At 69.6% G+C, this 16,428-nt stretch carries 11 protein-coding genes and 1 tRNA gene; 11 read left to right on the top strand and 1 reads right to left on the bottom strand.

Annotated elements, in window-relative coordinates:
* Positions 1–2: 2 nt before the first annotated feature.
* The 3 genes from ACFOY6_RS09695 to ACFOY6_RS09685 all read left to right on the top strand — a co-directional run bounded on the left by ACFOY6_RS09695 (position 3) and on the right by ACFOY6_RS09685 (position 2,942).
* A tRNA-Arg gene (locus tag ACFOY6_RS09695) sits at positions 3–79 on the top strand.
* A gap of 201 nt (positions 80–280) precedes the next feature.
* Positions 281–784 carry a hypothetical protein gene (locus ACFOY6_RS09690; protein ID WP_146201874.1) on the top strand — a complete coding sequence of 168 codons (504 nt, stop codon included), beginning with the start codon at positions 281–283 and terminating at the stop codon, positions 782–784.
* 262 nt (positions 785–1,046) lie between these two features.
* Positions 1,047–2,942: a ribonucleoside-diphosphate reductase subunit alpha gene (locus tag ACFOY6_RS09685; RefSeq protein ID WP_109516972.1), complete on the top strand. Its 1,896-nt coding sequence runs from the start codon at positions 1,047–1,049 to the stop codon at positions 2,940–2,942.
* Positions 2,943–3,100: 158 nt separating this feature from the next.
* Here the strand turns inward: ACFOY6_RS09685 and ACFOY6_RS09680 are convergent, their stop codons facing one another.
* On the bottom strand, positions 3,101–7,672 hold the full coding sequence (locus ACFOY6_RS09680; RefSeq protein WP_379650387.1) for a beta strand repeat-containing protein: 4,572 nt from the start codon (positions 7,670–7,672) through the stop codon (positions 3,101–3,103).
* A 988-nt stretch (positions 7,673–8,660) separates the two neighbouring features.
* Between ACFOY6_RS09680 and ACFOY6_RS09675 the strand changes: the two genes are divergently transcribed.
* The 8 genes from ACFOY6_RS09675 (at position 8,661) to ACFOY6_RS09640 (ending at position 16,401) form a co-directional block, all read left to right on the top strand.
* Positions 8,661–9,695, top strand: coding sequence for a ribonucleotide-diphosphate reductase subunit beta (locus tag ACFOY6_RS09675; RefSeq protein WP_109516382.1), 1,035 nt, complete (start codon positions 8,661–8,663; stop codon positions 9,693–9,695).
* Positions 9,696–9,799: 104 nt separating this feature from the next.
* A complete protein-coding gene (locus tag ACFOY6_RS09670; RefSeq protein WP_109516381.1) occupies positions 9,800–10,477 on the top strand; it encodes an SCO family protein in 678 nt (225 codons plus the stop codon).
* A 164-nt stretch (positions 10,478–10,641) separates the two neighbouring features.
* Entirely contained in the window at positions 10,642–10,926 is a 285-nt protein-coding gene (locus tag ACFOY6_RS09665) for a hypothetical protein (RefSeq protein ID WP_109516380.1), read from the top strand.
* Between the two features lie 122 nt (positions 10,927–11,048).
* Positions 11,049–12,104, top strand: a complete 1,056-nt coding sequence (locus ACFOY6_RS09660; RefSeq protein WP_109516379.1) for a cysteine synthase A — start codon at positions 11,049–11,051, stop codon at positions 12,102–12,104.
* Positions 12,105–12,232: 128 nt separating this feature from the next.
* Positions 12,233–13,774 (top strand): acetolactate synthase large subunit, encoded by a 1,542-nt coding sequence (locus ACFOY6_RS09655; protein WP_109516426.1) that lies wholly within the window; start codon positions 12,233–12,235, stop codon positions 13,772–13,774.
* 511 nt (positions 13,775–14,285) lie between these two features.
* Positions 14,286–14,591, top strand: a complete 306-nt coding sequence (locus ACFOY6_RS09650) for a YciI family protein (RefSeq protein ID WP_109516378.1) — start codon at positions 14,286–14,288, stop codon at positions 14,589–14,591.
* A 71-nt stretch (positions 14,592–14,662) separates the two neighbouring features.
* Positions 14,663–15,598, top strand: coding sequence for an FkbM family methyltransferase (locus tag ACFOY6_RS09645; protein ID WP_379650382.1), 936 nt, complete (start codon positions 14,663–14,665; stop codon positions 15,596–15,598).
* A gap of 74 nt (positions 15,599–15,672) precedes the next feature.
* Positions 15,673–16,401, top strand: a complete 729-nt coding sequence (locus ACFOY6_RS09640; RefSeq protein WP_379650380.1) for a hypothetical protein — start codon at positions 15,673–15,675, stop codon at positions 16,399–16,401.
* The last annotated feature ends 27 nt before the right edge of the window (positions 16,402–16,428 follow it).

Below are 16,428 nucleotides of genomic sequence, written 5' to 3'. Positions count from 1 at the left end.
AAGCGCCCGTAGCTCAGCTGGATAGAGCACCAGACTACGAATCTGGGGGTCAGAGGTTCGAATCCTTTCGGGCGCGCCAGTTACCGAACAAAGTGCAGGAGCACGGGATTTTCCCGGGCTCCTTTTTTTGTGCCCGCGCTGCCGGTGCCTGCCCCTCCTGGCGTGCCCCTGGCCCGGCCTCCGCCTGGCCGTGCGCGGCGAGGGGGCGAACCATGGCCCTCCGCCCCGGTTTCCCCCCGCTGAAGCCGGGGCGGACCCGGCGAAGCAAGGAGAGCCGAACATGCGACCTGTGAAGCCCATTCTGGCCCTGGCCCTGCTGGCGGGGCTCGGCGGCGCGGCCCTGGCGCAGAGCAGCCCCGGCCAGACCCAGGCAACCCCGCCACAGCCCGGCCGGCCCCAGGCCGATGCCAGCCCTCCTGCCTCGCCGCAGCCCGCCGCCACGGACCTGCGGGACTATGCGCGGATCCTGCAGGAGGCGGAGGACCAGCTCCGCCAGGCCATCCAGCGCAGCGGGAGCGAGCCCGCCTCGAACCAGCAGAAGGCCATGACACCGGCGCGGATGGACATGAAGGCCGCGGCCCAGCGCGTGCACGGCGCCGTGCGCCGGGTGCCGCGCGAACTGCGCGGGGACGCGCTGTACGAGGATGCGGAGCGCGCCGTGCGCGAGGGCATCACCCCGCTTTCCATGCCGCTGAGCCTGGAGGACACCGATGGCGCGGCGCAGCGTGTGCTGGGCACGGTGGAGAAGCTGCGGGCGGAAGTGGCGCGCCGCGCCGGCGCCTGATCGTGGAGCAGGGGGCGGGGGGCAGGGGGCGGGCGTCAGATAATTTTTACCGCTCCCACCCGTTCTGAGCCGGCCGGTGGATAACCTTGGCATTGCCAGATTTTTCGGGGATTCGCCGCCGGGGCACCCTGTGGGCGAAAGGTCACGCAAGCAAATTGTGGGGGTAGGCGCCGCATCCGACCCACCAGATATGGGTTGATGGCGCGGTCAGGGCGGTGCAAATGTGCCCGCCTCAGTACCCCAGCCATCAGGGATTCCCGTCGTGTTCGATGCCATTCAGCTTGCCGATGATATTCAGCTCGCGGGGCATGGTCAGGTGCGCGTGGACCGTTCCCGCGATGCGTTGCTGACCGATTTCGGCAAGGCCACCCTCGACGACCGCTACCTGATGCCGGGCGAATCCTACCAGGACCTGTTCGCCCGCGTGGCCAGCGCCTATGGCGACGACGCGGCGCACGCCCAGCGCATCTACGACTATATCTCGAGGCTGTGGTTCATGCCCGCCACGCCGGTGCTCTCCAACGGCGGCACCACGCGCGGCCTGCCCATCTCCTGCTTCCTCAACGAGGCGAATGACAGCCTGAACGGCATCGTCGACCTCTGGAACGAGAATGTCTGGCTGGCCTCCAAGGGCGGCGGCATCGGCTCCTACTGGGGCAATCTGCGCTCGATCGGCGAGAAGGTCGGGCAGAACGGCAAGACCAGCGGCATCATCCCCTTCATCCGGGTGATGGACAGCCTGACGCTGGCGATCAGCCAGGGCTCGCTGCGGCGCGGCTCGGCGGCGGTCTACCTCCCCGTCTCCCACCCGGAGATCGAGGAGTTCATCGACCTCCGCCGCCCCACCGGCGGCGACCCGAACCGCAAGGCCCTGAACCTGCACCACGGCGTGCTGATCCCCGACGCCTTCATGCGCGCGGTGGAGGCCGACGAGGAGTGGGCGCTGACCTCGCCCAAGGACGGCGCCGTGGTGCGCAAGATCTCGGCCCGCGGCCTGTGGATCCGCATCCTGATGGCGCGCATCGAGCAGGGCGAGCCCTACATCATCTACTCGGACGCCGTGAACAACGCGCGGCCGGAGCACCAGAAGCTGGCCGGGCTGGAGGTCAAGACCTCCAACCTCTGCTCCGAGATTACTCTGCCGACCGGGCGCGACCAGCACGGGCGCGAGCGCACCGCCGTGTGCTGCCTCTCCTCGCTGAACCTCGAGACCTGGATGGAGTGGAAGGACGACCCGCGCTTCATCCCCGACGTGATGCGCTTCCTCGACAACGTGTTGCAGAACTTCATCGACACCGCGCCCGATTCCATGGCGCGCGCGAAGTACAGCGCGATGCGCGAGCGCAGCGTGGGCCTCGGCGTGATGGGCTTCCATTCGTTCCTGCAGCAGCAGAACGTGCCCTTCGAGAGCGTCATCGCGAAGGTGTGGAACAAGCGGATGTTCAAGCACATCCGCACCCAGGCCGATGCCGCCAGCCGCCAGCTGGCCGAGGAGCGCGGGCCCTGCCCGGATGCCGCCGAATACGGCTTCATGGAGCGCTTCTCGAACAAGATGGCGATCGCGCCAACGGCCTCCATCTCGATCATCTGTGGCGGCGCCTCGCCCGGCATCGAGCCGATCGCGGCCAATGTGTACAACCACAAGACGCTTTCCGGCTCCTTCATCGTGCGCAACCCGTACCTGAAGAAGCTGCTGGCCAAGCATGGCCGCGACGACGACGAGACCTGGACCAACATCACCGTCACCAAGGGCAGCGTCCAGCACCTCGACTTCCTGGACGAGCAGGAGAAGGCGATCTTCAAGACCGCCTTCGAGCTGGACCAGCGCTGGGTGGTGGAGCACGCCGCCGACCGCACGCCCTATATCTGCCAGAGCCAGTCGGTGAACGTGTTCCTGCCGGCCGACGTGCACAAGCGCGACCTGCACCAGATCCACTACCAGGCCTGGAAGAAGGGCGTGAAGTCGCTCTACTACTGCCGCAGCCTCTCCATCCAGCGCGCCGATACCATCAGCGAGAAGGTGGCGGTGCAGCCGGCGCTGGGCTTCGCGGCGGCCAACAGCCTGGAGGCCGTGCTGCCCGTGCCGCCGCCGCGCACCACCCGCGCGGTGGCCGGCGAGAACGGCACCGATTATGAGGAGTGCCTGGCCTGCCAGTAGGCGGCGCCAGTTCTTCCCTGAATCAGCAAGGCCGGAGCGGCGATCCCGCTCCGGCCTTTTCTGTGTCTGCGCAGCCAGCTCGAGTGGGAGCTGCCTGAGGGGCGCCGGGGCGGGATCGCCGCCCCGGCGCGTGATCCGGAGTACCCTCCGGCCGGGGGTCAGCCGCCGAAGATCAGCGCGCCATTGTCCCAGTTCACGTCGATGTTCGACCCGACCAGGATGATGTGCATGTCCGCAACGTCGTCGAACCGGCCGGCATTGTCGCTGACATCCAGCAGAACGCGGGTGGCCTCGACCACGCCATTGCCGGAGTAGTTCAGCACCTGCACGTTCTTCTCGTAGCGGATGGCCAGGCCCAGGCTGTCCGAGCTCACGGTGCTGGCGCTGGCCAGGCCGTTGCTGAGGAACTGCACGCTGTCCGCGCCCTGGAAGTAGATGCGGTCGCCCAGGCTGAAGTTGCTGATGTAGTCGCGCGTCCACTGGGTGGTGCCGGACTCGGCGATCAGCTGCGTCCGGTCATAGCCCTGGTAGATGTAGTTGTCGAAGTCGGCGCTGCCGAACATGTTGTCGCCGTCGCGGCCGCCGATGATGGTGTTGGAGCTGTTGTAGATGGCGGTGTTCCACACCGTGTCGGCCCCGCTGTCACCGGCATGGAGCGTGTCCTTGCCGGCTCCGGCGCTGATGTAGTCGGCACCGGCGCCGCCGGCGATGTAGTCGCTGCCCGCGGTGCCCCTGATGTACTGGTCCCCCGCGCTGCCGGTGACGGAGATCGAATCCGAGCCGCTGTTGCGGGAGTCGAGCAGCCAGAAGATATCCGCGTGGGCGTTGTCGAAGCCGTTCTGCGCGGCGTGCACGTTGGCGGCGTTGTCGACGACGCGCAGGTAGTCCGTGCCGCGGATGCCGGCGGTCGCCACCTCCTCGTTCGTGTAGTTCACCACCGAGTCGATCACGCCGTAGTAGGTGCGCTGCTCGGTGGCTTGGTCGGAGCCCAGCACCGGCTGGACCGCGTTCCAGAAGGTCTGCGCCTGATCCACCGTGAAGCTGCCGTTGACCGTGACATAGGAGGCCTTGTTGTCGTCCGTCAGTTCGGTGGCAGCGTTGCCGGCGACGAAGGCGAGATCATTGGCGTTGATCCGGTCGAGCACGCCGGCCGGCGAATCCAGGACGCTGAAGGTGTAGCGCAGCGCGGTTTCGCCGCCCGTCTCCTGGTGGGCGGTGACGAAGGCGCTCACCTCCGAGGCCGTGCCCCGGATGTTGTAGATGTTCGTCGCGCCCGTGTTGCCCCAGGCGGCGGCGGTGGCCGCGTCCGCCGTGCTCAGCACGTTGCCGTAGTAGTAGCCGTTGACCGTGATGTCGTGCGCCGTGTTCCGCACCGCCGAGGCCAGCCCCGACAGGTTCTGGAAATGGTCGTAGACGTCGTAGTGCACGGCGCCGGCGCCATCGCGGTCATGGATGACCGTGGCCTGGGCGGCGGTGGCCGCGGTGCTGGCGTTCAGGTCGCCGGCGTGGCGGATCGCCGCATCGGCCTCGCTGTCGCTGCGCGCGAGGGCGGCGGCGGAGTCGGTGATCGCGTAGCTCGCCGTCGCATCCCGGTCGTAGATGACCACGGCCTGCGCCACCGTGGCCGGCGCCGAGGCCGTCACCGTATCGGCATGGATGACGATGGCCGCCGCATTGCCCTGGGCCAGGTCGGCCGGCAGGTCGTTCAGCGTGTAGGCCAGGTCGGCCAGCTCGATGCGGTCGCCGCCGCCATCCACCAGGTTGGAGATCGCCAGCAGCCGCTGCACGTCGGAGACCGCCACCTGACCCAGATTGTAGCTGGTGAGCGTGATGGTGGTGGCGCCCGGCAGATAGGCGGCCGCATCACCGGCCAGCAGCGCCTGCCAGCTGTCGGTGATCAGCGCGTGCTCCAGCGCGCCATTGCCATTGGCGCCGTCGATGGCCACCAACTGGGCGATGGTTGCGGCATCGGTGACGGTGACGTCGATGCCGTCCTTCACATAGCCCGCCGCGTTCGCCGCCAGGGCGGCCGCCGCGTCGGTGATGGCCGTGTAGCCCAGCGCGCCGTTGCCGTTGGCGGCGTCGATGCCGGCGAGCTGGGCGAGGGTGGCGGCATCGGTCACGGTGACGCCGGTGCCGGCGCGGACATAGCCGTCGCTGTTCGCCGCCAGGCTGGCCGCGGTGTCGGTGACGCTGCCGTAGCTGAGCGCGCCATTGCCGTTGGCGGCATCGATGCCGGCGAGCTGGGCGAGGGTGGCGGCATCGGCCACGGTGACGTCGGTGCCGGCGCGGACATAGCCGTCGCTGTTCGCCGCCAGGTTGGCCGCGGTGTCGGTGACGCTGCCGTAGCCCAGCGCGCCATTGCCGTTGGCGGCGTCGATGCCGGCGAGCTGGGCGAGGGTGGCGGCATCGGTCACGGTGACGTCGGTGCCGGCGCGGACATAGCCGTCGCTGTTCGCCGCCAGGTTGGCTGCGGTGTCGGTGACGCTGCCGTAGCTGAGCGCGCCATTGCCGTTGGCGGCGTCGATGCCGGCGAGCTGGGCGAGGGTGGCGGCATCCGTCACGGTGACGTCGGTGCCGTCCTTCACATAGCCCGCCGCATTCGTCGCCAGGGCCGCCGCCGTGTCGGTGATGGCCGTGTAGCTCAGCGCGCCGTCGCCGTTGTCGGCGTCGATGCCGGCGAGCTGGGCGAGGGTGGCGGCATCCGTGACGGTGACGTCGGTGCCGTCCTTCACATAGCCCGCCGCATTCGTCGCCAGGGCCGCCGCCGTGTCGGTGATGGCCGTGTAGACCAGCGCGCCGTCGCCGTTGGCGGCGTCGATGCCGGCGAGCTGGGCGAGGGTGGCGGCGCCCGTCACGGTGACGTCGGTGCCGTCCTTCACATAGCCCGCCGCATTCGCCGCCAGGGCCGCCGCCGTGTCGGTGATGGCTGTGTAGACCAGCGCGCCATTGCCGTTGCCGGCGTCGATGCTGGCGAACTGGGCGAGGGTGGCGGCGCCCGTCACGGTGACGTTGGTGCCGGCGCGCACATAGCCGTCGCTGTTCGTCACCAGGGCCGAGGCCGCGTCGGTGACGGCCGAGTAGCTCAGCGCGCCGCCGCCATTGGCCGCATCGATCGTGGCAAGCTGGGCGAGGGTGGCCGCATCCGTGACGGTGACGGCCACGCCTTCCGTGACGCGCGCGAAGGGCGTGCCGTCATTCATCAGGTTCGCCGCGGTGTCGGCCACGGCGGTGACGCTGACGCCGGCATTGCCGTTCGCCGCGTCGATGGCGTCCAGCTCGGCCAGGCTGGCCGCGTCGGTCACCAGCACGGCCTTGCCGAGCTTCACGAAGGTGCCGCCGCCGTCCTGGCTCGCCATGTCGGCCAGCAGCGCGGCGCGGTCGCCCGAGAGGCTGTCATAGGCCAGCTCGCCCTCGAAGGCCCCGCGCAGCGCGGCCAGCTGCGCCAGGCTCGCCATGTCGGTGACGGTCACGCCGGCGGCGCCGGCCAGGAAGGGCCGCGGCGCCGCGCCGTCGAAGAAGGCGGCGGCAGCATCCTGCACCACATGGCGGCCTTCCAGCTCCGCCGCGCCGGCCTGGCCGGCGGAGAGGGTGAGGGTCGCGCCCTCCGCGACGCGGAAGGTGTCGACCGTGCCGAGCGCAGCATTGCCCGTGATGTCCAGGTCGCCGACGACCAGGGCCGTCACGTCGAGGCTGGCGGCCAGGCCGGAGAGGTCGGTCCCGGCCTCCAGGCCGGAGAGGATGACCGTGCCGGTGCCGGTGACGGCCAGGCCGTCCAGCGCCCCTGCGGGGGCCGCGAGGCTGGCATCGCCCAGCGCGATCTCGGCCGCCGGCCCGGCGGCGGTGACGCTCTCGCCCTCGCGCGTGAAGACCAGGGTGCCGTCCACGCGCTGCAGCGTGATCTCGCCCTCGGCATTGCCGCCGAAGCGGAGCACCTCCTCCTCCACCGTGACGGTGAGGTAGGGCAGGAAGACGTCCCGCGAGAGGGTCATGCCCTCGGGGATCTCGACGCCGGCGGGGACGCGCAGCACGGCGCCGTCAACCGGGGTGAAGTCGGTCGGGATCGGCGTGTCCGTGGCGGGCTGCCAGCCGGCGGGCGCCTGAAAATCCGGGAAGAAGGGCGCCACGGCGGCCATGCGGGCCAGTGCGGCGTGGGCGTCCTGCGCGGCCACGGCGTCCGTGAAGGCGCTGTCGGCGGCGAAGTCGGTGAGCCTCACGCCATTGCCGAGATCGCGGCCCTCGGCGAAGCCGTAGGTCAGCAGGTGGGTCAGCGCATCGAAGGTGCCGGCCTCGACGGCGGCGCGCACATCGTCATTGGCGGCGAGATAGGCGGTGAGGTCCAGCGCGGCGTTGGGCGAGCGGCCCTCGGACTGGCCAAAGCGGAAGAAATGCTCGGCCGCCGTCATGGTGCCGGCCTCGACCGCGGCGCGGACATCGGGGTTCTGCGCCAGGTAGAAGGTGGCATCGAACAGCGGCGTGGTGCTGCGGCCCTCACGCAGGCCGAAATCGAGGAAGTGCTCGAAGGGGTCGGTGCCGGCGGCGGCCACGTCCGGGTTGGCGGCGAGATAGTAGTCCCGGTCGAACAGGGCGTTGGGGCTGCGGCCTTCCGCCTTCCCGAACAGGGAGAAGTGCATGGCGGCGCTCATGCCGGAGGCGGCCACGTCGGGATTGAACGTGAAGTAGTAGGCCTCGTCGACGTTGAGGACATAGGGAGAAGGCGAACTGGCCATTTTTTCTCTCTCTTTATGAACTGTCAGATCCGCTTTTGCGGGAGGCCGAAGCTGGAAGAAGGCGGGCCGCGCCTCAGCCGGAACCACGCCGCAGGAAGCGGCCGGTTGGCTCAGGTCTGGACTGGCCGGCGTGATGGAGAAGAGGAAGGCGGAAGTGTGGCCTGGCCCTTTCCGCAATCGTTCCGGGCAGGTCAGGACCTTATACAACTGTCAATAAATGCCGCAGAAGTGACTGCATCCCGCTGAAAAGTGATTCCGCGGTGACGCGGCAAAAATGTCGCAATACTTGGTGTGCCCTGATCTCTCTTCCGTCGCTAAGCCACGGAAAAGAAATGGCTGCTCCAGCCAAGCTCCAGTCTGGACCTGGCACGCGGCCAGCCGGTACTTGCGCATATCAATGTCTATTGTTCGTGGCTGTTTTCTACCCGGAGTTGCATTCTCCTCCTCCGGTCTTGGGGGCCCGGCCTGCCACGCGCCGGGGTGCACGGCTCCTCCCGTCGGTACCGCGCCGTGCTGGCCCGCAGGCTGCGGTGGAGTCTCCGGCCAGGGGCGTCGCGGGAGCCCTTGCCGCAGGCGAGGCGCAGCGCGCCGCATCCTGGCGCAGGGAGCGGGGAGGATGGTTTCAGGCCGAAATGTCCACAGTTCGTGCCTGTGTGCCAGAAGGGACACCAGATGTGGTGTGCTGGCTGCCGAATCGCCTGGCGGTCGCCTTGCGCTGCGCTGCCTCGCCCCATATGCTGCGGACCGAGAAACCCGCCGGAGTGTGTGAATGGAAGGGCATGCCAGGACATCGCAGCAGGGAAAGTTCCTGCCGTCCGCAGCAGCCCTTTCCTGAGCTTCACGGCGGCGGATGCAGGGCGCCGCGCCTCCCGCCCCTGCGGCCGCAAGCCGCCCGCGCTTGACCCGGAACCTTTCTGCCAGACACCAGACGACGCGCGGCGCAGGAACGCCGTGCGGCGCGCCATGACCGAGCCACCGGAGAGACCCCATGTCCGAACACGCCGCGCCCGAGAAGATGGACCTGCTGACCGCCAACCCGGTCTACAAGCCCTTCCGCTACCCTTGGGCCTTCGATGCCTGGCAGACCCAGCAGCGCGTCCACTGGCTGCCGGAAGAGGTGCCGATGGCGGACGACGTGAAGGACTGGCAGAAGAATCTGACGGAGACCGAGCGCAACCTCGTCACCCAGATCTTCCGCTTCTTCACCCAGGCGGATGTCGAGGTGAACTCGGCCTACATGAAGCACTACAGCCAGGTGTTTAAGCCCACCGAGGTGCTGATGATGCTCTCAGCCTTCTCCAACATCGAGACGGTGCACATCGCCGCCTACTCGCACCTGCTCGACACCATCGGCATGCCGGAGATCGAGTACCAGGCCTTCCTCAAGTACAAGGAGATGAAGGACAAGTACGACTACATGCAGACCTTCTCGGTCGACAACAAGACCGAGATCGCCAAGACGCTGGCCGCGTTCGGCGCCTTCACGGAAGGCCTGCAGCTCTTCGCCTCCTTCGCCATCTTGCTGAACTTCCCGCGCTTCAACAAGATGAAGGGCATGGGGCAGATCGTGACGTGGTCGGTGCGCGACGAGACGCTGCACTGCCTCTCCGTCATCCGCCTGTTCCGGACCTTCATCCAGGAGAACCCGGAGATCTGGACGGAGCAGTTCCGCCAGGAGCTGACCACCATCTGCACCACCATCGTCGAGCACGAGGACGCCTTCATCGACCTCGCCTTCGAGCTGGGCGGCGTGCAGGGCATGACGCCCGAGGACATCAAGCTCTACATCCGCTTCATCGCCGACCGCCGCCTGCAGCAGCTCGGCCTCGACGCGCATTACGGCATCGAGAAGAACCCGCTGCCCTGGCTGGACGAGATCCTGAACGCCGTGGAGCACATGAACTTCTTCGAGGGCCGCGCCACGGAATACTCCAAGGCCAGCACCCAGGGTTCCTGGGAGGAGGCCTTCGCCGACGGCGTGTTCGCCGACAAGCAGCCGGAAGGGCAGATCCTGCCCCAGTAACGCCCTGGTAAGGCCCGGGTGAAGCGCCGGGCGGGGGAGGGGAGCCTCCGCCGCCCGGCTTTTCGCCCTCATCAAGCGGGGGGCGATCGGCTAATGAGGGGGGCATGCAACGCCTCCTCCGCATCCTCGTCCTTGTCCTGATCCTCGGCCTCGGCGCGCTCTGGGGCGTGGCCTGGTTCGGCCGGCAGCCGGGGGAGCCGCTGGGCGACGCCTTCATGCGGCAGGTCGCCGCCCTCACCGGGCAGGAGGCGCCGCTGCCCTCCGCGGGGGGTGTGCAGCTGCCGCAGGGAATGAGCCTGGGCGGCCCCTTCAGCCTGGTGAACCAGGATGGCCGCACCGTGACCCAGGCCGATTTCGGGGGCGGGCTGCTGGTGGCCTATTTCGGCTTCACCTTCTGCCCCGATGTCTGCCCCACCGAGCTCGGCGCCATCAGCGCCGCCATGGACCTGCTGCCGCCCGCCCAGGCGGAGCGGGTGACGCCGGTGCTGTTCACCATCGACCCCGAGCGGGACACCCCGGCGGCGCTGAAGCCCTATGTGGCCAATTTCCACCCCCGCATGGTGGGTCTGACCGGAACGCCCGAGCAGGTGGCGGAAACCGCCCGCCGCTTCCGCGTCTATTATGCCAAGGTCAACCGTCCGGAGATGAGCGAGTACCTGATGGACCACTCCTCCTTCATCTACCTGATCGGGCCGGATGGCCGGGTGCGCAGCCTGCTGCGCCCGCAGACCCCGCCGGAAGATATTGCCGCCGCCATCCGCGGGCAGTTGGCGGGAATGTAACACTCCAAAAAAACCTGTGCCTCCGCTTTCTCACGCAGCTGTGTCATCGGTAGGCAGGCCGCTGCAAGACCTGCTAAGAGGCAGTTCCCGCCCCTCCACAAATACGTTTTATTTGCGGATTAATAATTGAATGGCGGGGCTGTAGATCGAGGAGCAGCGTCATCATGGCGGATGAGTTGTCAGAGGGCCGGGCGGATCGCGAGTCGGCGCGCAGCGGCCAGGCTGCCCCGCGCCATACGCGCCGCCTGTCCGACAAAATCCTCATCGCCTTCCACCAGGCTTGCGATCAGGGCGATTTCGAGGTGGCGGAAGAGCTGCTCCGTATCCTGGAGACGATGCTGACCCGCCGCCCCACGGCGCCTGACCACAACCGGCGCAAGAACATGGAAAGCCTGGTCGCGGCGCATGAGAGGCTCTGGCTGCTGCGTCACCCCGAGCCGGGCGACTGAAAGCCGCTCCGGCGCCGCGGGACTTCTAAACCCCGATTTCGTTTCGGGCTTTCCGGGTGCGGTTCCGTTGACATGCGATCGCAGGGCGTGATTTCCTCCATCCTTCAGGAGGGCGCCGCCGCATGAGCATCCAGTTGGGTCAGACTGCTCCGGATTCCACGGCCGAGACCACGGCCGGCACCCCCCGCATCGCCGGCGGCTTCTGGGGCGCCGTCGGCAACACCCCGCTGATCCGGCTGCGCCGCGCCTCCGAGGAGACGGGGTGCGAGATCCTGGGCAAGGCCGAGTTCATGAATCCCGGCGGTTCGGTGAAGGACCGTGCGGCGCTCGGCATCCTGCAGGGCGCGGTGGAGCGCGGGCTGCTCACCCCGGGCCAGCCCGGCACGGTGGTGGAGGGCACGGCCGGCAACACCGGCATCGGCCTCGCCCTCGCCGCGCAGGCGCGGGGCTGGCGGAGCGTCATCGTGGTGCCCGAGACGCAGAGCCGCGAGAAGCTGGACTTCCTCCGCATGATCGGCGCCGATCTGCGGCTGGTGCCGGCGAAGCCCTTCAGCGACCCCGGCAACTACGTGCATGTCTCCCGCCGCCTGGCGGAGGAGCTGGGTGCCGTCTGGGCCAACCAGTTCGACAACACGGACAACGCGCTGGCGCATGAGCGCACCACCGGCCCCGAGATCTGGGAGCAGACGGGCGGCCGGGTGGATGCCTTCACCTGCGCCTGCGGCACCGGCGGCACGCTCGCCGGCACGGCGCGGGCGCTGAAGGCGCGCAACCCCGGCATCCGCATCGTGCTGGCCGACCCGGAGGGCAGCGCGCTTGCCCCCTGGGTGAACAGCGGCACGGTGAAGGCCACCCCGGGCGGTTCCATCACCGAGGGAATCGGCCAGGCCGCGCGCGTGCCGGGCAACCTGGAGGGCGCCCCGATCGACGGCGCCGAGACCATCCCCGACGCCGAGGCGCTGGCGCAGGTCTATGCCCTGCTGGCGGAGGAGGGGCTCTGCGTCGGCGGCAGCGCCGGGCTGAACGTGGCGGCGGCCATCCGCGTGGCGCGCGCGCTCGGCCCCGGCCACACCGTGGTGACGGTCCTCTGCGATGGCGGCGCGCGCTACCAGTCCAAGCTCTTCAACCCGGCCTTCCTGCGGGAGAAGGGCCTGCCGGTTCCCGCCTGGCTGGGCTGAGCGGCGGCCGGAAGCGGCCCGGCTGCCGGTCTTTTTTGCTCGGGTAGCGCCTTCCGATACAGCCGCTCTTGGCCCCGCGCCGCTTTGGCTGCACCCTCCGCGACATGACCGCCGAGGGAGAGACGCCGGTGAACGGAGCCGAGAGCCTTGTCCACACGCTGCTGAAGAGCGGGGTGGACACCTGTTTCGCCAACCCGGGCACCAGCGAGATGCATTTCGTCGCCGCGCTGGACCGGATTCCCGGCATGCGCTGCGTGCTGGGGCTGCAGGAGAACATCGTCACCGGCATGGCCGATGGCTACTGGCGCATGGCCGAGAAGCCGGCGGCCACCCTGCTGCATTGCGGCCCCGGCCTGGCCAACGGCCTGGCCAACCTGCACAACGCCCGCCGCGCCCGCAGCGGCATCGTCAACATCGTGGGTGACCAGGCGACCTATCATCGCCCGCTGGATGCCCAGCTCACCGCCGACACCGAGGGCTGGGCGCGCCCCGTCTCCGGCTGGGTGCGGACGGCGATGGACGCCAAGCGCGTCGGCGCCGATGCCGCCGTGGCCGTGCAGGCCGCGCGCACCGCACCGGGGCAGATCGCCACGCTGATCCTGCCCGCCGACACCGCCTGGAACGAGGGCGCCGAGCCGGCCGAGGCGCTGCCCGTGCCGCCCGCGCCCGCGCCGGACCCGCATGCGGTGAAGAACGCCGCCCGCATCCTGCGCGAGAAGAAGAATGTGCTGATCCTGCTCGGCGGCGTCGCGCTGCGGGCCGAGGGGCAGGCGCTGGCCTGGCGCGCCGCCCAGGCCACCGGCCAGCGCGTTCTGGCCGAGATGTCCAACGCCCGGGTGCAGCGCGGCCGTGGCCGGATGCAGCTGGAGCGCGTGCCTTATCCGGCGGACATGGCGATCGACGCGCTGAAGTGGGTCGAGCACCTGATCCTGGTGAACGCGAAGGCGCCGGTCGGCTTCTTCGCCTATCCGGGCAAGCCGAGCCTGCACTACCCGGAGACGGCCGGCGTGCATGTCCTCTCGCGCTACGAGGAGGACGGTCTCGCCGCGCTGCAGGCGCTGGTCGATGAGCTGGGCGCGCCGGAGGCCGCCATCCCCGACCCCGGCCCGCGCCCCGAGCCGGCCAAGGGCGCGCCGACGCCGGAGGGCCTGGCCCGCACGCTCGCCGCGCTGATGCCGGAGGGCGGCATCGTCGCCGATGAGAGCGTCTCCTTCGGCCGCGGCTTCTACAAGGAGACGCACGCCGCGCCGCCGCATGACTGGCTGCACATCACCGGCGGCGCCATCGGCTGCGGCATGCCGCTGGCCACGGGGGCCGCGATCGGCGCCGGCGGGCAGCGCCGCGTCATCAACCTGCAGGCCGACGGCTCGGCCATGTACACGCTGCAGGCGCTGTGGACCCAGGCGCGGGAGCGGCTGCCTGTCACCACCATCATCCTGTCGAACCGCAAGTACCAGATCCTGATCGGCGAGTACCAGAATGTCGGCGCCAATCCGGGTCCGACGGCGATGAGCATGCTCGACCTCAGCAACCCGGACATCGACTGGCTGCGCCTGGCCGGCGGCATGGGTGTGGAGGCGGCCCGCGCCACCACGCTGGAGCAATGCGCCGACCTGCTGGCGCAGTCCTGCGCCCAGCAGGCGCCGTTCCTGATCGAGCTGATGATCTGATCCATCCTCCCCGCCTGGCGGGGCCGGAAAGATAGGGGGGCGGGCCATGCGGATGGCCCGCCCTTTCTTTTTGCGAGCCGCTCGCAAATGATGCTTGACGCCGCCCCGCCCATGGGCTTATTTGCGAATAACTCGCAGTTGCAGCGAGGCTGGCGGAAAGCGGTTACTACCGTCCCACCGCGTCACCGGATCCCGCACTCTCCCCCCGGGTTCCGTCAGCCCCGATGCCGCAGCGGGAATCGGTTTCCGGCCCGCAGGGGGGGCCGGAGACCGGAAGCGGGCCGGGGGGATCGGGCGCACTATGCGAACCGCCTGATCCAGCCGCGCGGTACCTGAAGGGGGACACCGCCGGTGATTGATTTTGCACGCGGGCAGGGCGTGCAACCCCGGTCCGCGCCCCCTTCCTTCGCCGCGCCCTCCGCTGGCCGGATCCGGCAAGGGGAGGGCTGGCGCGGGGCGCCGCAGGCGCTAGGCTGCCACCGTCCAAGACAAGACGGAGGAAGCCCTCTTCATGCCCTACATCATCGAGACCTTCGACAAGCCCGACAGCCAGGCGCTGCGCCAGGCCACGCGCGAGGAGCACATCGACTACCTCGAATCGCAGGTCGACCGGCTGCTGGCCTGCGGCGCCAAGCTGAAGGACGACGGCAGCGACGCCGGCGGCGGCTTCTACATCGTCGATGTCGAGACCCGCGCCGAGGCGGAGGCCTTCATCAACGCCGATCCCTTCACCAAGGCGGGGCTGTTCGAGCGCATGGCCATCACCCGCTGGCGCAAGGGGTATCTGGACCGCAAGAGCTACCTGCGGCCGCGGTGAGCGGCCAGGGCGGCCCGATTGCGGGCTGAATCCCGCCTCTCTAACATCCGGCCCCGCATGAGGAGATCGCGATGAGCGAGCAGGAGCTTTCGGCCCGTATTGCCGCGCTGGAAAGCCGTATGGATCAGGTCGAGCAGCGCCTTGGCGCCAAGCTCGACCACATCGGCAAGCGGCTGGAGGAGATCACCTCGTTCTTCGCCACCCGCACCAGCCGCATGATGAACGCCCAGTCGCTCTACCTGGGCGACCACACGGCGCTGACCTTCCTGGAGACGGGGCAGCGGATCTATGTCGATACCCGCAGCCAGGACATCGGCGTGCACCTCCTCACCGTCGGCCGGTGGGAGAGCAACTACCTGGATCTGTTCCGCCGGCTGGTGAAGCCGGGGCACATCGTGTTCGACATCGGCGCCAACCATGCCTTCTACGCCCTGCACGCGGCGAAGCTGACCGGCGCCACAGGGCAGGTCGAGGCTTTCGAGCCCAACCCCCGGCTGGCCGAGCTGTCCGCCGCCTCGCTGCGCGCCAACGGCTACAAATGGGCCAGGCTGCACGCCGTCGCGGTGGGCGACGCGAAGGGGCAGGCGGTGCTCACCTTCAACCCCAGCATGTCCGGCGGCGGCAACATCCAGATGAACCCGGCCCGCAGCAAGGCCGAGAGCGTCACGGTGGATGTCGTGGTGCTGGACGAGATGTTCCCCGACCCTTCCTATACCGTCGATGTCATCAAGATGGATGTGGAAGGCTATGAAGGCCGGGCGCTGCGCGGCATGGCGCAGCTGCTGGAGCGCTCGCCCGATGTGCGCATCATGATGGAGTTCGCCCCGGCGCTGATGGCCCGCTCGGGCGTCGGCGCCTCCGAGGTGGCGGCGCAGTTCCAGGGGCTGGGGCTTTCCGCCTGGCTGATCGGCGGCACCGGGAAGCTGGAGGCGGTCAGTTGGGGCAAGCTGGCCAACCAGCCGGGCGGGCTGATGAACATCCTGGTGGCGCGCGAGCCGCCGGCCTGAACCCGCGCAACCCCGCCCCGGCGGGGTGGTTTTCCTCCATGACGGCGCGCCCCGCGCCCATGACGGAGGAAGAGATGACCGCCAACGCGCGCCCCTACCTGCTGGCCCTGGCCGCCGCCGCCGCCCTGGTGGCCGGCCCGGCCCTGGCCCAGGACACCCGCTCCGCCCCTCCTGCTGCCACGCCGGGGCCGGCGCCCGGCGAGTCGGACAGGCAGACCCTGCAGAACAACAGCGCCACCCGCGCGCTGGACCGCGCCGCCGGCACCAACACCTCCGGCGCCTACCCCAGCCAGTCGGACGGCACGCCCGGCAACCCGCCGGGCACGGAGGCCACCCGCGCGCTGGACCGCGCCGCCGGCACCAACACCTCCGGCGCCTATCCCGGCCAGTCGGACGGCAAGCCCGGCAACCCGCCCGGCACCGCGGCGGAGCGCGAGCTGGACACCACGCCCCGGACGGAGGACGCGGCCCCGTCCCGCCCGGACCGCCGTAGCGAGGCCGCGCCGCGCTTCCTGCTGGCGCAGAACCCGCTCGGCCCGCGCCCGGGGCTGGAGAACGGCGCCACGCTGAGCGGGCCGGAGGCCAAGAGCGGCACCGGCAACAACAGCGGCGCCGCGCCCAGCGGCCCCACCACGCCGACGCCGGGCAACGCCGCCAGCCGGCCCGAGCGTGGCGCCGGCCCGCAGCAGCCCGGCGGCGCGCCGTCGCAGCACACCACCGGCGCACCGTCGCTGGAGACCCGGGAGGTGGGGCCGCCGGGCAGCAACCCCACGCAGCAGCAGCGGCCTTCAAGCGCCAACTGAGCGCGTCCGCCGGGCCGGCTGCCAGGA

The organism is Teichococcus aestuarii (assembly GCF_042651065.1).
In the GTDB taxonomy this organism is placed as follows: domain Bacteria; phylum Pseudomonadota; class Alphaproteobacteria; order Acetobacterales; family Acetobacteraceae; genus Pseudoroseomonas; species Pseudoroseomonas aestuarii.
This window is presented reverse-complemented; position numbering and strand designations above follow the sequence as displayed.